Consider the following 18,371-nt stretch of genomic DNA (forward strand, 5'->3'; position numbering starts at 1 on the left):
AGCAAGGGTTCATTAAAGATTCTTGGCTTTATCAACCGCTTCTTCAATTGAACCAACCATGTAGAACGCTTGCTCTGGCAAGTGATCGTATTCACCGTTAAGAATGCCTTTAAAGCCAGCAATCGTATCTTTCAAAGAAACATACTTACCTGGCGCCCCAGTAAATACTTCTGCTACGAAGAATGGTTGCGATAAGAAACGTTGAATCTTACGGGCACGTGATACCGTCTGCTTATCTTCTTCAGACAACTCGTCCATACCAAGAATCGCAATAATATCTTTCAACTCTTTATAACGCTGCAATACACCCTGAACGCCACGAGCTACGTCATAGTGTTCATTACCGATGATGAGCGGATCAAGCTGACGCGAAGTAGAGTCTAGCGGATCAACCGCAGGATAAATACCTAGCTCAGCGATTTGACGAGACAATACAACCGTTGCATCCAAGTGTGCGAACGTTGTTGCTGGAGATGGGTCAGTTAAGTCATCCGCAGGTACATATACCGCCTGAATCGATGTAATCGAACCAGTCTTGGTTGACGTAATACGTTCCTGAAGAACACCCATTTCTTCCGCTAGCGTTGGCTGGTAACCTACCGCTGAAGGCATACGACCTAGCAGTGCTGATACCTCAGTACCTGCTAGCGTATAACGGTAAATATTATCAACGAACAATAGTACGTCACGGCCTTCGTCACGGAATTTTTCCGCCATCGTCAAACCAGTCAAAGCAACACGTAGACGGTTACCCGGTGGTTCGTTCATCTGGCCGTAGACCAGTGATACTTTGTCGATTACGTTTGAGTCAGTCATTTCGTGGTAGAAGTCGTTACCCTCACGAGTACGCTCACCAACACCAGCGAATACTGAGAAACCTGAGTGCTCAATCGCAATGTTACGGATAAGTTCCATCATGTTTACGGTTTTACCTACACCAGCACCACCGAACAGACCAACTTTACCACCCTTTGCGAACGGGCAAACCAAGTCAATAACTTTAATACCTGTTTCTAGAAGCTCGTTAGCCGGTGCTAACTCTTCCAAAGCAGGAGCCTTACGGTGGATAGACATACGCTCTTTCTCACCAATAGGGCCTTTTTCGTCGATTGGGTTACCAAGCACGTCCATGATACGGCCTAGGGTTTCAGTACCCACAGGAACCTGAATTGGCGCGCCAGTATTAGTTGCTTCTAGTCCACGACGTAAACCATCTGATGCTCCCATCGCGATACAACGAACAACACCGTCACCCAGCTGCTGCTGGACTTCTAGCGTCAAGCCAGTCTCAGTTACTGTAAGTGCATCATAAACCTTAGGAACACTATCACGCGGGAATTCAACGTCGATAACCGCGCCGATAATTTCTACAATGTTACCTGTGCTCATATTGATTTCCTCAATCTTAAGCTTTTAAAAACTTGTCTTTCTACTTTACGAAAAAGTAATGTATTAAACCGCAGCTGCACCAGCACTAATTTCAGCCAACTCTTGAGTAATCGCTGCCTGACGTGCTTTATTGTAAACAAGCTCAAGGTCATCAATAAGATCACCTGCATTATCCGAAGCAGCTTTCATCGCTACCATTCGTGCGGCCTGCTCACATGCAATATTTTCTACAACTGCCTGATAAACCTGAGACTCGATGAAACGAACCATTAACTTATCTAGCAATGGTTTTGCTTCTGGTTCATACAAGTAGTCCCAGTGATGACGCAATTCTTCATCTTGACCAACCGGTAGCGGTAATAATTGATCTACCTTCGGGTCTTGCGTCATCGAGTTTACAAACTCATTCGTTACGATAAATAACCGATCAATGCGACCTTCGTCGTAGGCTTTTAACATCACCTTAACTGCGCCGATCAAATCTTCAATCTCTGGTGTATCACCAAGATTAGAAGTTTTAGCTACAACCGAACCACCAAATTTCTTAAAGAAGCCAGTTGCCTTGCTACCGATCAAACACATGTCGACTTCAATCTCTTGCTCCGACCATTGCTTCATGTCGTTTAGAGCTTTCTTGAACAAGTTAATGTTCAAGCCGCCACATAAACCACGGTCAGTCGACACAACGATATATCCTACACGCTTAACATCACGCTCATTAATATAAGCATGACGATACTCAGGCGTACCCTGAGCAATATGCTTAATTACTGTGCGAATCTTTTCAGCGTAAGGGCGTGATGACGCCATACGATCTTGCGCTTTACGCATTTTACTCGCTGCAACCATTTCCATTGCAGAAGTAATTTTTTGCGTATTTTTAATCGATCCAATTTTGGTACGAATCTCTTTAGCGCCTGACATATTCTATTTCCAGTCTAAAATTAGTGTTTGGTAAGTAGGGAAGGGTGCCACAAGCACCCGTCTCTTAATAAAACTTTCTTACCAAGTTTGCGTAGACTTAAACTTTGTTAGAGCTTCTTCAAGTTTGGCCTTAACGTCGTCGTTGTAATCACATTTTTCATTGATTTCATCCAACAAGTCTTTGTGCTCATTCTTAAAGTAGTCCAACAATGCAGATTCAAAGTCACCGACTTTGCTGATTTCTACGTCTTTCAAATGACCTTCTTCAGCAGCGTATAGCGAAACCGCCATTTCACCGACTGATAATGGAGCATATTGATTCTGCTTCATCAGTTCAGTGACACGCTGACCGTGCTCAAGCTGTTCACGAGTCGCATCATCAAGATCCGAAGCAAACTGTGCGAACGCCGCCAACTCACGATACTGTGCCAAGGCCAGACGAACACCACCACCAAGCTTCTTAACGATCTTGGTCTGTGCTGAACCACCCACACGCGATACCGATAGACCGGCGTTAACCGCTGGGCGGATACCGGCGTTAAACAAGTCAGTTTCCAGGAAGATCTGACCGTCCGTAATCGAAATTACGTTAGTTGGTACGAATGCAGATACGTCACCAGCTTGCGTTTCAATAATCGGCAATGCTGTTAAAGAACCTGTTTGACCTTTGACTTCACCGTTAGTGATCTTTTCAACGTGATCTGCATTAATTCGTGCAGCACGCTCAAGAAGACGCGAGTGTAAGTAGAAAACATCACCAGGGTATGCTTCACGACCCGGAGGACGACGAAGAAGCAATGAAATCTGACGATAAGCCCAGGCCTGTTTTGTCAAATCATCATAAACGATTAAGCTGTCTTCACCGCGGTCACGGAAATACTCACCCATCGTACAGCCAGAGAAAGGAGCGATGAACTGCAATGCTGCCGCATCAGATGCTGCCGCCGCAACCACAATGGTGTGGTCCATTGCACCGTGCTCTTCCAGCTTACGCACGATGTTGTTAATAGTTGACGCTTTCTGACCAACTGCAACATACACACAAGTCACGCCTGTGCCTTTCTGGTTGATGATAGCGTCAATTGCGATGGCTGTTTTACCAGTCTGACGGTCACCAATGATCAACTCACGCTGACCGCGACCGATTGGAATCATCGCATCGATAGATTTAATACCTGTCTGTACGGGTTGATCAACCGATTGACGGGCAATTACACCAGGTGCAATTTTTTCGATTGGAGAGAAACCGTCATTCTCGATTGGACCTTTACCGTCGATAGGGTTACCCAGGGCGTCAACAACACGACCTAAAAGACCACGACCTACTGGCACTTCAAGAATACGGCCAGTACATTTAGCAGTCATACCTTCAACGATGTCAGTGTAGTCACCTAGAACTACCGCACCGACAGAGTCACGCTCTAGGTTCAAAGCCATACCATATTTACCGCCTGGGAGTTCGATCATCTCACCAGCCATGACTTCTTCTAAACCGTGAATACGTAAAATACCGTCAGATACGCTGACGATAGTACCTTCATTGCGAGCTTCGCTAACAACTTCAAAAGAGTCGATGCGCTTTTTGATTAGCTCGCTAATTTCAGATGGATTCAGTTGCACACTCATGCTTCTTCCTCACTAAGCTCTTAGCGTTTCGGAAAGCTTGTTGAGCTTACCGCGTATTGATCCGTCAATAACCATGTCACCTGCTCTGATAAGCAGGCCACCAATCATTGAAGAATCCACTTGTGTTTCAATGTTAACCTTACGACCAAGTTTTGTCGTCAACTTGTCTGTTAGTCGTTGCAATTGCTCATCGCTTAAGGCCACTGCCGATGTTACTTCAACATCAACTGTTTTCTCGTAATTCGCTTTTAATACGTCGAAACGTTGGCGAATTGCTGGCAATGCTTCTAAGCGATTATTTCTTGCAAGCAATTTAATAAAGTTTTGGACTTTATCAACCAAGTGCCCTTCGCCGATCTTTAATACCACTTCACCTTTCTGTTCAGACGAAAGGGAAGGGTCAGTAATCAGTGATGCCACTTCGTCGTTGCTAACGGCTTGAGCGACAAAATCTAACATGCTTGCCCACTCAGACACAGTCTGAGAACCAAGAGCATATTCGAATGCTGCTTTTGCGTATGGTCTTGCAATAGTAGATAGCTCTGCCATAGTTAACCCTTATAGATCTTCGACTAGCTTGTCGAACATATCATTGTTCGCTGCATCGTCGATGTTGCGCTCAATAACTTTCTCAGCGCCAGCAACTGCTAAAGTAGCCACTTTAGCGCGCAACTGTTCGCGTGCACGGTTAACTTCCTGCTCAATCTCAGCTTCAGCACCGGCTTTAATCTTATCAGCTTCGGCACGAGCATCATCTTTCGCTGAATCAACAATTTCAGCATGACGCTTCTTAGCAGAATCAACCAGCTCAGCTGACTGACCTTTAGCATCACGAAGAATCTCAGATGCTTTTTCTCGAGCAAGCTCTAGATCTTTTTGACTTCTTTCAGAAGCCGCAAGACCTTCGGCAATTTTATCTTGACGTTCTTTGATTGCCTTCATGATTGGAGGCCATACGAACTTCATGCAGAACCACACAAAGCCGACAAAGAAAATCATGTTGATTAATAGGGTAGCGTTAATATTCACGTCTATTCCCCCTCTCTTAAGTTAGTCATCATTTTGGTATAAATACCAGTTCGCAATCTCTTAATTAACCGACTAGAGCTTGCAATTGACCAACGTATGGGCTTGCGAATGTGAACCACATGCCGATACCGATACCGATCATGGTTACCGCATCCAGAAGACCAGCAACTAGGAACATTTTAGTTTGTAGCATAGGAGCTAGTTCAGGCTGACGAGCTGAAGCTTCAAGGAATTTACCACCTAGAAGACCAAAGCCAATCGCAGTACCCAGGGCACCTAGACCCAAAATTAATAGTACACCTAATGCTGTGAACGCGAACAAAGTTTCCATTGTTTCCTCCAATCGAGAAATAAAGTTAAATGTTAAAACTAAAAAAAATAAAAACCTAAAAAACTAAAACCTGTGATTAATGATCTTCATGAGCCATGCTGAGGTATACAATCGTCAGCATCATAAAGATGAAGGCCTGTAGCGTGATTACCAAAATGTGGAAAATTGCCCACACCATGTAAGCGATACCACCGCCGACGATGCCGCCGATACCGGCACTCATCAAGACCGCAATCAAAATAAAGATCAGCTCACCTGCATACAAGTTACCGAATAGACGCAGTGCTAACGATACTGGCTTTGCAAGCAATCCGATTGATTCCATCAGGAAGTTCACGGGAATCAATAAAACCTGTACAAACTTATTCTTACTGGAGAATGGGTGCAATGTTAATTCTCCAATAAAGCCACCAATACCTTTAACTTTGATGCTGTAGAAGATAATCAGCAAGAACACAGCAATCGATAAACTGAAGGTAATGTTAGCGTCAGTCGTAGGAACCACTTTAAGGTAAGTATGGCCCGGCTCAGCACCCAGTGCATAAACGTTAAATTTGTCCGCCAACCACGGTAGCAGATCGACTGGTACCAAATCCATCAGGTTCATCAGGAAGACCCAGACGAAAATCGTTAATGCCAACGGTGCAATCAGAGGGTTTCGACCATGGAAGGTATCTTTGACGGATTTATCAACGAACTCGAAGATCACCTCAACGATTGATTGCCATCTGCCAGGCTTCTCAATTTTAGCGTTTCTGGCGACTTTCCAGAAAGCAAAAGAAAATAGAACACCTAAAAGAAAAGAGAAAATAAGGCTGTCGACATTGAAAGTCCAAAAACCTGCTTCTTGACACTGATTCCACACCCAGCCTTCATCAGTTTTACACACTTGCCAGTTTTGTAAGTGGTGCTTGATATAGTCAACACTATCTACTTTGTCTGAAGATGCCATTGCTTCTTAAACCCTATACTCGTTAAAAGTTAAGCACTAGGCTCCGTCGAGCCCCACTTAAAATCATTTTATAATCAACGGTGCAAACCACTGGGATAATACAATTACTGAAAAACCTATCAATAATGCCCCTGCATGCACTGGTAATATAGTAAACGCAAGCACAAGCAATACGATGGTGAGCATCAATTTAATACTCTCACCAAAAGCAAAGGCTCTTTTAACCTGTTGAGCCGCCTGTGCACCTGACTTGCGAAATACGATTGTGGCAAAGACAAAATTGACTAGCACCACAATGAGACTACCAACCCCTAGTGAAAGGCTGATGGTTCCTGATATTAATAGACCTATCAGAAACAAGATAAAACTGATTACCAATTGCACGAGAACCATCTTATAGGCCTGCATACGGCCCTTTCGCGCTAACGATTGACTCATGCTAATTTAACCAGTTTCACCACTTATTCGGGCGGCAAGTATAAAGATTTACCCGCCTTTTATCAACCAAACCACTGCCACATTGGCGTTTTTTTTATCGATGAACTGAGCTTGGCTTTTAGCAACACCATACCTTGTGTTTTAATCTTCTTCGATACCTAAATGTTGTAAGATACCATCCAACTCATCCAAGCTATGGTAATTAATCACCAAGTTACCTTTGCCCTTATTGCCATGGTTAATATTAACCGTGGCGCCAATTTTGTCGGCCAACCGTTGCTCCAGGGCCACAATATGGTGATCTTTCTCAGCCTTTTTGGGCTTCTTCTTCGGTTCATTAATGTTACGGATCAGTTTTTCCGTCTCGCGCACCGTCAAACCTTTCTGCACCACCGTTTTTGCCGTATCAGACTGCTGAGTACCATCTAGCGCCAACAAGGCCCGGGCGTGGCCCATCTCCAGATCACCGCGCTCAAGCAGGGTTTTACAGGGCTCCGTAAGCTGCATCAGGCGGAGTAGATTGGTCACCGTGGTGCGACTTTTACCCACGGCATCAGCGGTTTGCTGGTGCGACAGCTTAAACTCTTCTTTGAGACGGTGCAGCGCATTCGCTTCTTCCATGGCATTGAGATCTTCACGCTGAATATTCTCAATCAAGGCCATGGCAATCGCAGCTTCATCCGGCACTTCTTTAATTAAAACAGGAACCTGATGTAACTCAGCCCGTTGCGCGGCACGCCAGCGGCGCTCACCGGCAATGATTTCATAGAGTTGTTTGCTGATCGGACGGACCACAATCGGCTGGATCATACCCTGCGCGCGGATCGAGTCAGCCAGCTCATCCAGACCTTCTTCGGTCATAACGCGACGTGGTTGGTATTGACCGGGTTGTAAAAACTCTATCGGCAATTCCTTAAGCAAGCCATCCTGCTCCAGCAGCGAGTCAGCCGCTTCCGAGCTGGAAGCCTGTTTTACCGATTTGCTGCTACTCGAACTCAACAGCGCATCCAACCCTTTGCCCAAACCTCGTTTACTCATGAAAAATCCTCTAAGTTCCTGACTGTCGTCAATTAGGCTGCTTGACGACGTTTAATAATTTCTCCGGCCAATGCCAAATACGCTTTGGAGCCGTTAGAGCTGCGATCATAAAACAATACGGGAACGCCATGACTGGGTGCCTCTGCCAGACGTACATTTCGTGGTATCACTGTGCGATAGACCTTATCGGCAAAGTGACTGAAGAGCTGACGCGACACCTCGAGGGATAAACGGTTCCGTGGATCATACATGGTGCGTAAAATCCCTTCGATCTGTAGATTCGGGTTTACGTGTTCCTGCACCTGACCAATGGTATTCAATAAGGCCGACAACCCTTCCAGCGCATAATACTCACACTGCATCGGGATAATCACCGAATCCGATGCTACCAGCGAATTCAACGTCAGCATATTGAGTGAAGGAGGGCAGTCAATCAGAATATAGTCATATAGATCTTCGATTCGCTGCAAAGCTTTTTTCAAGCGCTGCTCTTTATCGTCAAACTCGAGTAGATGAACTTCGGCGGCTGTTAAATCCCCGTTAGAAGGTAGCACGTCATAACCGGCAACGTTCGAGGTCACAATATGGCTCTTGATTTCTTCGGGTTCCATTAAAGAGTCATAAGTAGATAATTCCAAATCTGACTTTTCGATACCGGAGCCCATGGTGGCATTACCCTGTGGATCCATATCAATCATCAACACTCGTTGATTTTCTTGAACCAGCGACGCCGCCAGATTCACACTCGATGTCGTTTTACCGACTCCACCTTTTTGATTGGTAATGGCAATAATGTAAGCCACGAAACACCTCAAATTTGCTGTTATGATATTTTTTGCAGATAGATAAAATACCGTGTTGCGTCCAAATTGGGAACCTTTACTTGCCTCGATTCGACTAATTTAACCGAATCAGCCAATTCATCGATCTCATCCTGCGGATAGACTCCTTTCATTGCCAGCCACTGGCCGTCCTGCGCAAGTAAATGCTGTGTCCAGTCTGTCATATCCTTTAACGACGCAAATGCACGCGAAAGTATGCAAGCATACCCTGATTCATGAGCAAAGTCTTGCACCCGCTCGTTGACAACCGTGACATTGCTTAGTCCTAATTCATAGACCACCTGTTTTAAAAAACGGGTTTTCTTACTATTGGTATCGAGCAGAGTAAACTCCTTATCCGGGTTTAACACCGCCAAAGGAATTCCCGGCAAACCGCCGCCCGTACCCACATCCAGACAACTCGCAAACTGCTCTATTACCGGCGAAACTACCACAGAATCCAATAAATGCAGGTATAACGCTTCCTTCGGAGTGCGGATTGCAGTCAGGTTAAACGCCTTATTCCACTTCAATAAGGAAGATAGGTAACTAAGTAACTGCTCACTTTGCTCATTGGTCAAAGCGATACCCAGCTGGTCACACTCTTGATTAAATTCAGGCTGAAGTTGTTTTAATTGAGGATTCACTATTTTATTTTCTCTTTAACTTAATTTTGTCATTCCGTACTGTGACCAACGGGAATACCTTTAGGTAATACGGAATCTAGTGACTTTATCCACTGTCATTACGAGAAGTCGTAGACTTAGTGGCAATCTCGTTCACCTTTTAAGGGCCCTTAATTGAAGAAGGGTTCTTAGTTTGTTTTACCCTTTTCTTTGGCGACCCAAACATCAGGCTAAAGGCTACCCTATGATTTTAATTCATGCGGCTAATGTTTATGGGGTTATTGATGCTAACTTTAACAATTTAGTTAACTTCCCCTTCACTAGGTTAATGACAAATTCTGACACTTCGCACCGAATTCCTATATATTGAGCTGAGTACAATTCAAGTTATAGTAATTTGAATCTTGGATGATTCAAATAGCTAAATTCATACCATGGAAGGGCTGTATTTAGCGATACGTCAATAACTTGAGTTTTACGAAGGAAGTCATATATGACCTCAATATCGGGTGTCTTTTCTTTTGGTTCATTTTCTTTGGACAAGCAAAGAAAATGAACAGCTCAATACTCTGTCACTAACCACAAAACACCAACACAAATAATACTATGCTGACTTCAAATGTTTCCGCTTCTTTAAATACACCAACAATAACGATATCGCCGCTGGGGTCACCCCTGAAATTCGGCTGGCCTGGCCGATGGTTTCAGGTTTTAAGTTTTGCAATTTCTGCGCCACTTCATTCGACAGACCTTTTACCTGAGTATAGTCAATATCGTCTGGCAGCGCCGTATGTTCATTCTTCAGATTGCGCTCAATCTCGTCTTTTTGGCGGTCAATATAGCCAGAATATTTGGTCTGAATCTGCACCTGCTCAGCGACTTTAATATCGTCAACGGCCGGACCGAGCTCTGGCTGCGCCATCAACAATTCATAATTAATATCAGGACGACGTAATAATTCCTGCGCTTTATAGGCACGACTCAACGGTTTTTCAATCGACTGATTTAAGCTTTTTGCTGCGTCGCTCTCCGGCGTAATGACCAGTTTAGAGATTCGTTTTAGTTCGTTATCGATGGCATCGCGCTTTTGATTAAACGCCACCCAACGAGCTTCATCGACCAGGCCAAGCTGGCGGCCACGCTCGGTTAAGCGTAAGTCGGCGTTATCTTCACGCAGGATCAAGCGGTATTCCGCGCGCGATGTGAACATGCGGTACGGCTCTTGCGTACCGCGGGTGATTAGATCGTCAATCAGTACACCAATATAAGCTTCATCTCGGCGTGGCGACCAGCTGTCTTTACCTTGCACCTGTAGCGCCGCATTCATGCCCGCTATCAAACCTTGCGCACCGGCTTCTTCATAGCCAGTAGTGCCGTTAATCTGACCCGCAAAGTAGAGACCGTCAATAAACTTGGTTTCCAGCGATGCTTTGAGATCGCGCGGATCGAAGAAGTCGTACTCGATGGCATAACCCGGACGCGTAATATGGGCGTTTTCAAACCCTTTAATTGAACGTACAAAGTCCATTTGCACATCAAAAGGTAAACTGGTCGAAATGCCATTAGGGTAGAGTTCGTGCGTATTTAACCCTTCAGGCTCAACGAAGATCTGATGACTGTTTTTATCGCTGAAACGCATCACCTTATCTTCGATCGACGGGCAGTAACGCGGTCCCACTCCTTCGATGTCTCCGGAATACATTGGCGAACGATCCAGTCCACCGCGAATAATATCGTGTGTCTGTTCACTGGTGTGAGTAATCCAGCACGAGATCTGCTCTGGGTGCTGCGACGCATTGCCCATAAACGAAAAAGTTGGTACCGGTGTATCGCCCGGCTGCTGTTCGAGCTGAGAAAAGTCTACCGATTTAGCATCAATTCGCGGCGGCGTCCCAGTTTTTAAGCGATCCACGCGAAACGGTAGTTCACGTAACCTATCGGCCAATGCAATTGACGGCGGATCACCGGCACGGCCGCCCGAGTGGTTTTCCGTACCGATATGAATTTTACCGCCAAGGAAGGTGCCCACCGTCAATACCACGGCATTGGCGTAGAAATCCAGACCCATCTGGGTCTTAACACCGATAACCTTCTGAGCTGCACCTTCGTTTTCCACAATCAGGTCCACTACTGCATTCTGGAAAATGCTCAGATTTTCCTGATTTTCCAGAATCTCGCGAATAGCCGATTTATATAAGGCGCGATCCGCCTGAGCACGTGTCGCACGTACCGCAGGACCCTTGCTCGCATTCAAGGTACGGAACTGGATGCCCGCACAATCAATCGCCTGCGCCATGGCGCCGCCCAATGCATCGATTTCTTTGACCAGGTGGCCTTTACCGATCCCGCCAATAGCCGGGTTACAGGACATCTGACCCAACGTATCAATATTATGCGTCAATAACAGGGTGTTAACGCCGATGCGCGCAGAAGCCAGAGCCGCTTCTGTTCCTGCATGGCCGCCGCCAATAATAATGACTGAATAATCTTCTGGGTAACGCATAAACTGACTATCTTTCCTGTGTAACTTAAATCGCGACAAAGGCATATTGTAACCCCTTGTCGATATGGGTGCGAGATCATACTCTGATCTGATTAACTTTTGAACAGATTTTTCACTATCTTTTCGCTGCCGTTGATCCTAAAATCAATACCTTAGCAAGGTAATAATGGCATCCATAGCTTTGATACCCTCAGCATCGACTCAAAATCAACAAAATGCTCAGCGGCTTCCTTATTATTTATGGTTGGCCTTAGCAACGTTATTATGCTTATCCCTAACCACCAATATTCTATTGCTGTTCCTTTCCGACTCTCCTCAACCCAATGGGTTACAGCTGATCGTCGCCATCATTGGTGGCATGCTGATCACCTACCCTTTGTTGATGTTACTGACCAAAGACTTCTTTTATCAACAGTTTACACCTGCTCTCCGGACCAGCTTTTCATGGTCGATATGCTCCGTTGGCATCGGTGTCATGCTTGCCTTACTGATCCACTGGTTCAGTCGGCAAATTCCCGGGCCACTGGATCCAACCAATACCTTTGACCTCATTAAACAACACAGCTTCTTAGCTGAACTTTTACTCATTATAGTGGTTAGCATTTTTGCACCGTTTTTTGAAGAATACCTGTTTCGTGGTCTGATTCTCGGCTCTCTTGCCGCAAGATTTGCTACATTTAATGCAATCTTTACCTCGGCAGTTGTATTTATGGGCTTTCACCTAATAGAATACTACGACTATTGGGTAGGGCTATTAGCAGTGTTTTGCCTCGGAATACTGCTCGGATGGCTCAAACAGATGAGCCGATCCATGTTAGCGCCAATATTGTGTCATGCCAGCTATAACTTCTGTATTATTCTGTTGGCATAACCGACTAACTCAGCTTATAGACTATTACGCAAACAATAACGAAGGAGATGCTGGTGAAGTTTTTTACTCGACTACTGATCATAGTTTTAATTTTAGCAGGACTGGCCTACGGCTATATCTGGTATAAAAACAAACAAATGATCGATGACATCTTTTCCATGGTGAAGATGCAGGCACCGGCCAGTTACGACAATACCTACGTCAGCTTTGATGGCAAGTCGGTTACTACCGGTATCGAAATAACCATTCCAGGGACATCGCAAAAAGCTACCATTGAAGAGTTACGTTTTGGTACTGACAGCTTACTTCAGTCTTTTAAGCTGGTTCGCTCCATAGAGTCCGGACGAATTCTGGAGTCATCGCAGAGTATGAATATGAGCGCCGAAGTGAAGCAGCTTCAGTTCCCTCTGACAACGGCAATGGATACCGACTCCGGCTATGCCTCCCAACCCGATCTGATGACACAAATACAGCTGGCAGGGTGTAATCACAAGGATTCCATAGAGGTTGGAGACTTAATGGACATGGGTTATCAACAGGTTACGCTCGATTTCAGCACGGCACTAACGACTGACGAACATATTAATCAGGCCAACCTTAATCTTTACGTCAACGCCGGTGCTTATGGTAGTCTCAACGTTGACTTCCTGCTCGACCAATTTGATCCTAACGCACCAATCCCTAATCCGAAGTTAAAGTCGATCAAAGCGGAAATGCTTAACTCTGAGTTTAGCAAGCGCCTGACCAAATACTGTGCCGAGCAGGAAGGCCTGGAACTGGCTCAATACTATCCGCGCCATATGGATTACCTGCGTCACGTGTTGTACAACAACAACCTTCATTTCAGCGAAGACTTCTACAACACCTATAACGACTATATTCAAAAGCCACGGAGCGTCAGAATCGAAAGCTTCCCATCCGATGCCATTAATTCCATGGAGTTAATGAGCATGTCACCACAGCGTATGGTCAGCTCATTGAACATGCAAGTTTTCCTTAATGATCACCGCATTCAACCCTTGTTTGGTAACCCACCGCTACCATCGGAACTGCCGGAACTGGATGAAGTGGTTGAACTGGAAGACGATAACTTAACTCGCGTTCAGGGCTTAACCTTACAGCCAACCTCACTAGACAAACTTGGCTCTTACATTGGTTATGAGGCACGCTTCGATTATCGCGGCAAAAGCTTCAAGGGCAAAGTCAGTTCCGTATCCGGCTCGACCGTTCGCGTTAATACCATTATCTCTTCGGGTAATTACCTGGAAATGCCGTTTCGAATCAATGAAATCAAAAACTTGAAAGTTCGACGCGAAGTAACCCCCGTCGCGGTAAAACGAGAAGAAGTGGAGCAAGAAGAACAACCGCCTGAATAATATCTCCCTCTGTCCGTCAGGTTCCCGGCTTGTAGCCCTTGGGCTACAAGCTTTTTTTGTAATTTTGTTTAATACATCGCTCTGCAAGTTGCCTTAAATTTAAGCGATAAGGTACTCTAAGATACGATATCCAGTGTAGAGGCTCCCCAATGAAATGGAAAAACCGCAGACGAAGCAGTAATGTCGATGATCGCCGCGCCCAGCGCATGAAATCCGGCGCTAAATTCAGTATCGGCGGCATTATCATGGCGCTAATCGCCATTTTTGTGTTTAAACAGGATCCGATGCAGGTGGTAACCGGCATGGTTGGCGGTCAATCATCGAGCACCATAACCGAACAGACCAACTATGAGCCGTCGGCCGAAGAACAGGAAGTGTACGATTTTGTCAGTGTGGTTCTGGCCGACACCGAAGACACCTGGGCCAATTTTTTCAAGCAGTCCAACCAGCGCTATCCACAACCGACCTTGGTGGTTTACCGCGATATGACACCGACCGCCTGCGGCACCGGCCAGGCCGCATCCGGGCCGTTTTACTGCCCGGCGGATCAAAAAATTTATCTGGACTTAAGTTTTCTCGGCGAACTCAAGCGCATGGGCGCCAGCGGTGACTTTGCCGTGGCTTACGTTCTGGCGCACGAAGTAGGGCACCATATTCAGACCATTTACGGCATTTCCGACAAGGTTCGCAGCGCCCAGCGCCAGACCAACAAAGCCGGCCAAAACGCGCTGCAAGTCAAAATGGAACTACAGGCTGATTGTCTGGCCGGTGTCTGGACTAATAGAACCCAGCAAAGAACGCAATTTCTTGAAACCGGAGATTTAGAAGAAGCACTTTCTGCGGCGGAAGCCGTCGGCGACGACACCATAATGAAACGCGCCGGTATGCCACCACGTCGCGAAGCCTTTACCCACGGCTCCGCCCAGGAACGTATGTACTGGTTTAATCAAGGCGCCAATAGCGGTAACGCTAACGCCTGCAATACGTTTCAGGGAACAATCTAGCTGCAAAGAGAAGTTAAACAGGTCCCTCAAGCATTAAGCAGGCTGCAGTGTGAATAATGCCGATGGTCTGAAAAAAGTCGACAACATAGCGAGCAGAAAAAACTGCGTTTCGATTTCTAGTTTCACCGATTGCTGCTCAATGATTGTGATTTGACAGGCTTTGCTTTTACACCAGTCCATCGATACTTTTACCTGATGCTCGCCCGGCGGCAGTTCAAACGATTGCTCTTTGCCAATCGCTAATTTACCGACACACTCATCATTAATCCACAGTTTGATTTTTCTGGCAGCACCAAAGTAGGCAGGTTTTCTTTTGATAAAAAGTTTTGACATGATTCCCTCTTTCTTTGTGATTTCCGTGTCCATCGTTCAAGCATTGTAATACTAACAATGCTCAGACGGGCTATGCAATTCGACTATTAATTATTTCCCGATACAAAAACTAGAGAAAATTCGCCCTAACAAGTCATCGGCGGTAAATTCGCCGGTAATTTCCGCCAGGGCGTTTTGTGCCTGGCGCAGTTCGTCGGCGAGGAGTTCGCCGGCATTAAAATCGACCAGCTGTTCTTTTCCGAGGTAGCAGAAGGAGAGGGCGCGCTCGATGGCATCGAGGTGACGGCGGCGGGCGAGGAAGGCGCCTTCGGTATTTTGCTGGTAACCGACGATCTGCTTGAGTTCACTTTTTAATTCACTAATGCCGGAACCATCTTTGGCGCTGATGGCAATGGTTTTGTAATTGGAATCCAAGGATTTATTGTTCAGCTTTGATAAATCAATTTTATTGGCGACGATCAGTAGTTTTTCTTTAAACTGCTCAAAGCGTTCAAAGGCCGGATCGATGGCGTGGGGCGTAAACTCGGTGGTTTCGTTGGAGTCGGCGACCAGAATAATTTGATCGGCCTGTTCGATTTCGTTCCAGGCGCGTTCAATACCAATTTTTTCGACCTGATCTTCTGATTCACGCAAACCGGCCGTATCAATAATATGCACCGGCAGGCCGTCGATGTGAATATGCTCTCGCAGCACGTCACGCGTGGTGCCCGGAATATCGGTGACGATAGCGGAATCTTTGCCCGCCAGGGCATTGAGCAGACTGGATTTTCCAGCGTTCGGTTTACCGGCAATCACTACGGTCATGCCTTCGCGCAGGATCGAACCTTGCTGCGCCTGACCTTGTAGTTCCTGGATATTGTTAATGATGGTCTCTAAATCGCCAAGCACTTTGCCGTCGGATAAAAAATCGATTTCTTCTTCAGGGAAATCGATGGCCGCTTCGACATAAATTCGCAGGTGGATCAGCGCTTCGACCAGTTCATGAACTTTACCGGAAAACTCACCCTGTAACGATCGAACCGCGGAGCGCGCGGCATGTTCGGAAGTCGACTCGATTAAGTCGGCAATGGCCTCGGCCTGAGCCAAGTCGAGCTTGTCGTTAAGGAAGGCGCGCTCGGAAAATTCGCCGGGCTTAGCCAGACGCACGCCAAGGTTTAAAATTTCCTTGAGCAACAGATCGAGGATAACCGGCCCGCCATGGCCCTGCAATTCTAAAACATCTTCGCCGGTAAAGGAGTTGGGCGCTTTAAACAAAAGGGCTATGCCTTCGTCTAAAACGGTACCGTTTCTATCATAAAAGGGGAGATAGCTCGCTTCGCGAACCTTGGGGATTTTTTTAAGGATTTTTTCGGCAACGGTTTCTGCCAGCTTTCCGGAAACCCTGATAATGCCAACGCCCCCACGACCGGGAGGCGTTGCAATCGCTGCGATAGTGTCTTGCGTATTATTGGCTGACACAATGATTCCTTTTACCGCTGCTATTTGTTCTTAACCGCTTTTTTACCGCTGGCGTCCTGGCGCTCGATCTTCTTGGTAATGTACTGCTGCTGTGCCACGGAAATCAAGTTGTTACACAACCAGTACAGGACCAGACCGGCAGGGAAGAACAGCATGAACACGGTGAATAGTACCGGCAGGTAACTCATGATTTTCTGCTGCATCTGATCCATGGTCGGTGACTTTGGCTGTAGACGCTGCATCAACCACATGCTGCCACCCATTAATAATGGAAGCACAAAGTAGGGATCGGCTACCGATAAATCCTGAATCCAGCCGAAAAATGGTGCGTGACGCAACTCAACCGCTTCAAACAATACATAATACAAAGCGATAAAGATCGGGAACTGCAGTAACATCGGTAAACAACCACCGAACGGATTAGCCCCTTCTTCCTTGTACATCTTCATCATTTCCTGCTGCATGCGCTGCTTATCGTCGCCATAACGCTCTTTCAGGCGTTGCATTTTGGGTTGTAATTTACGCATGTTGGCCATCGAGCGATACTGTGCCGCCGATAGTGGGTATAGCAAAGTTTTGATCACGATGGTGACGAGAATAATCGCCAAGCCCCAGTTGCCGAGGAAGCTGTAGAAGAACTGCATCATTTTGTACAGCGGTAAACCAATCCACCACACCCAGCTTAAGTCCAATGACTTATCAAGGCCTGGGGCGGCTGCTTCCAACTGCTCCAGATCTTTAGCGCCCACATAAAGGCTGGCTGATACCGTCTTGCTTTGGTTGGCAGGTACTGAAACAGTCGGCTGTACAAAACGGATAGTAGTATCTTTATTTTGCTTGACTGAGCTGGTGATGCTTACCTGTTGATCCTGCTGCGGGATCCAGGCAGAAACAAAGTAGTGTTGCAAGAAACCGATCCAGCCACCTTGGCGCGAAGTGTCGATCGGCTCTTCGGCCAGATCTTCAAAGTCAATCTTTTCGTACTGTTGCTCTTCTGGGGAGTAAGCGACGCCCATAAACGGCTTCATGCCGAAAGACGATTTTTCTTCGAGACCAGTTGGTTTTTGATCACGCGTTAACTCGGCAACAAAATTATAGGTGCGATCGTTCGACGACTGGTTGTCAATGGTGTAATCCATTGCTACCAGGTATTGTCCGCGCTTGAATGTATAAGTTTTAGTAAAAGTTACACCTTCTGCATTCTGCCAGGTGAGTGGCACCACTAGTTCATCCTGATCTTCGGCTAAGTGGTATGAAGCCTGCTCTGTCTGGTAATCGGCACGAGGTAACTGGTTATCTGGAGCACCTTGACCTAATAGCGCACTTTTGGCCTGGTACAAACGATCACGGTAATCGAATAAAACCACCTTGCTATCAGTATTGTCTAACTCAACGTTATAGTTTTTCAGCTCAGCATAGATGATATCGCCGCCGTTTGGCTTGATCTTAAACTTGACCAGATCAGTTTCGACGTTAATCAGGTTATCGTTTGAAATTTTTCCATCATCAGTAGCTACCGCAACATCTTTCTGCTCTGCTACTGCAGCCTGCTGAGCAGGCTTTGGGCCATAATCTTTTTGCCAAGCCTGGTATAATAGAAATGTACATACCGCTAGGCCCAGAATAAAAAATCCGCGCATTGATTCCATAAT

At 46.1% G+C, this 18,371-nt stretch carries 18 protein-coding genes; 3 read left to right on the forward strand and 15 right to left on the reverse strand.

Annotated elements, in window-relative coordinates:
• Positions 1–12: 12 nt before the first annotated feature.
• The 12 genes from atpD to mnmG form a co-directional block, all read right to left on the reverse strand.
• Complete coding sequence (gene atpD, locus H7708_RS06980; RefSeq protein WP_223669778.1) at positions 13–1,389, reverse strand: F0F1 ATP synthase subunit beta; 1,377 nt, start codon at positions 1,387–1,389, stop codon at positions 13–15.
• Positions 1,390–1,452: 63 nt separating this feature from the next.
• Positions 1,453–2,313 carry a F0F1 ATP synthase subunit gamma gene (atpG, locus tag H7708_RS06985; protein ID WP_223669779.1) on the reverse strand — a complete coding sequence of 287 codons (861 nt, stop codon included), beginning with the start codon at positions 2,311–2,313 and terminating at the stop codon, positions 1,453–1,455.
• Between the two features lie 78 nt (positions 2,314–2,391).
• Positions 2,392–3,939, reverse strand: a complete 1,548-nt coding sequence (gene atpA / locus H7708_RS06990) for a F0F1 ATP synthase subunit alpha (protein ID WP_223669780.1) — start codon at positions 3,937–3,939, stop codon at positions 2,392–2,394.
• Between the two features lie 12 nt (positions 3,940–3,951).
• Positions 3,952–4,488, reverse strand: coding sequence for a F0F1 ATP synthase subunit delta (locus H7708_RS06995; protein ID WP_223669781.1), 537 nt, complete (start codon positions 4,486–4,488; stop codon positions 3,952–3,954).
• A gap of 9 nt (positions 4,489–4,497) precedes the next feature.
• The gene (locus H7708_RS07000) at positions 4,498–4,968 is read right to left on the reverse strand and encodes a F0F1 ATP synthase subunit B (protein WP_223669782.1); all 471 of its coding nucleotides are present in this window, start codon (positions 4,966–4,968) and stop codon (positions 4,498–4,500) included.
• Between the two features lie 64 nt (positions 4,969–5,032).
• Positions 5,033–5,299 carry a F0F1 ATP synthase subunit C gene (gene atpE, locus H7708_RS07005; RefSeq protein ID WP_068994180.1) on the reverse strand — a complete coding sequence of 89 codons (267 nt, stop codon included), beginning with the start codon at positions 5,297–5,299 and terminating at the stop codon, positions 5,033–5,035.
• Between the two features lie 76 nt (positions 5,300–5,375).
• Positions 5,376–6,251: a F0F1 ATP synthase subunit A gene (atpB, locus tag H7708_RS07010; protein WP_223669783.1), complete on the reverse strand. Its 876-nt coding sequence runs from the start codon at positions 6,249–6,251 to the stop codon at positions 5,376–5,378.
• 63 nt (positions 6,252–6,314) lie between these two features.
• Positions 6,315–6,689 carry an ATP synthase subunit I gene (locus H7708_RS07015; RefSeq protein WP_223669784.1) on the reverse strand — a complete coding sequence of 125 codons (375 nt, stop codon included), beginning with the start codon at positions 6,687–6,689 and terminating at the stop codon, positions 6,315–6,317.
• A gap of 141 nt (positions 6,690–6,830) precedes the next feature.
• Positions 6,831–7,727, reverse strand: a complete 897-nt coding sequence (locus H7708_RS07020) for a ParB/RepB/Spo0J family partition protein (protein WP_223669785.1) — start codon at positions 7,725–7,727, stop codon at positions 6,831–6,833.
• Between the two features lie 32 nt (positions 7,728–7,759).
• The gene (locus H7708_RS07025) at positions 7,760–8,530 is read right to left on the reverse strand and encodes a ParA family protein (protein ID WP_223669786.1); all 771 of its coding nucleotides are present in this window, start codon (positions 8,528–8,530) and stop codon (positions 7,760–7,762) included.
• A gap of 20 nt (positions 8,531–8,550) precedes the next feature.
• Positions 8,551–9,195, reverse strand: coding sequence for a 16S rRNA (guanine(527)-N(7))-methyltransferase RsmG (rsmG, locus tag H7708_RS07030; RefSeq protein WP_223669787.1), 645 nt, complete (start codon positions 9,193–9,195; stop codon positions 8,551–8,553).
• A 583-nt stretch (positions 9,196–9,778) separates the two neighbouring features.
• Positions 9,779–11,677 (reverse strand): tRNA uridine-5-carboxymethylaminomethyl(34) synthesis enzyme MnmG, encoded by a 1,899-nt coding sequence (gene mnmG / locus H7708_RS07035; RefSeq protein WP_223669975.1) that lies wholly within the window; start codon positions 11,675–11,677, stop codon positions 9,779–9,781.
• Positions 11,678–11,843: 166 nt separating this feature from the next.
• On the opposite strand from mnmG, the gene H7708_RS07040 reads away from it, so the two are divergent.
• The 3 genes from H7708_RS07040 (at position 11,844) to ypfJ (ending at position 14,928) form a co-directional block, all read left to right on the forward strand.
• Positions 11,844–12,548, forward strand: coding sequence for a CPBP family intramembrane glutamic endopeptidase (locus tag H7708_RS07040; RefSeq protein WP_223669788.1), 705 nt, complete (start codon positions 11,844–11,846; stop codon positions 12,546–12,548).
• A 53-nt stretch (positions 12,549–12,601) separates the two neighbouring features.
• Complete coding sequence (locus H7708_RS07045) at positions 12,602–13,924, forward strand: hypothetical protein (RefSeq protein ID WP_223669790.1); 1,323 nt, start codon at positions 12,602–12,604, stop codon at positions 13,922–13,924.
• 149 nt (positions 13,925–14,073) lie between these two features.
• Positions 14,074–14,928, forward strand: coding sequence for a KPN_02809 family neutral zinc metallopeptidase (gene ypfJ, locus H7708_RS07050; RefSeq protein ID WP_223669792.1), 855 nt, complete (start codon positions 14,074–14,076; stop codon positions 14,926–14,928).
• A gap of 33 nt (positions 14,929–14,961) precedes the next feature.
• On the opposite strand, the gene H7708_RS07055 is transcribed toward ypfJ, so the two are convergent.
• From H7708_RS07055 to yidC, 3 genes are all read right to left on the reverse strand, one after another.
• Positions 14,962–15,261: a DUF2846 domain-containing protein gene (locus H7708_RS07055; protein WP_223669793.1), complete on the reverse strand. Its 300-nt coding sequence runs from the start codon at positions 15,259–15,261 to the stop codon at positions 14,962–14,964.
• Positions 15,262–15,351: 90 nt separating this feature from the next.
• Positions 15,352–16,719, reverse strand: coding sequence for a tRNA uridine-5-carboxymethylaminomethyl(34) synthesis GTPase MnmE (gene mnmE / locus H7708_RS07060; protein WP_328798971.1), 1,368 nt, complete (start codon positions 16,717–16,719; stop codon positions 15,352–15,354).
• A gap of 20 nt (positions 16,720–16,739) precedes the next feature.
• Entirely contained in the window at positions 16,740–18,368 is a 1,629-nt protein-coding gene (gene yidC / locus H7708_RS07065) for a membrane protein insertase YidC (protein WP_223669794.1), read from the reverse strand.
• Positions 18,369–18,371: the final 3 nt, after the last annotated feature.

The organism is Kangiella shandongensis, from assembly GCF_020005365.1.
GTDB classification, from domain to species: Bacteria; Pseudomonadota; Gammaproteobacteria; order Enterobacterales; family Kangiellaceae; genus Kangiella; species Kangiella shandongensis.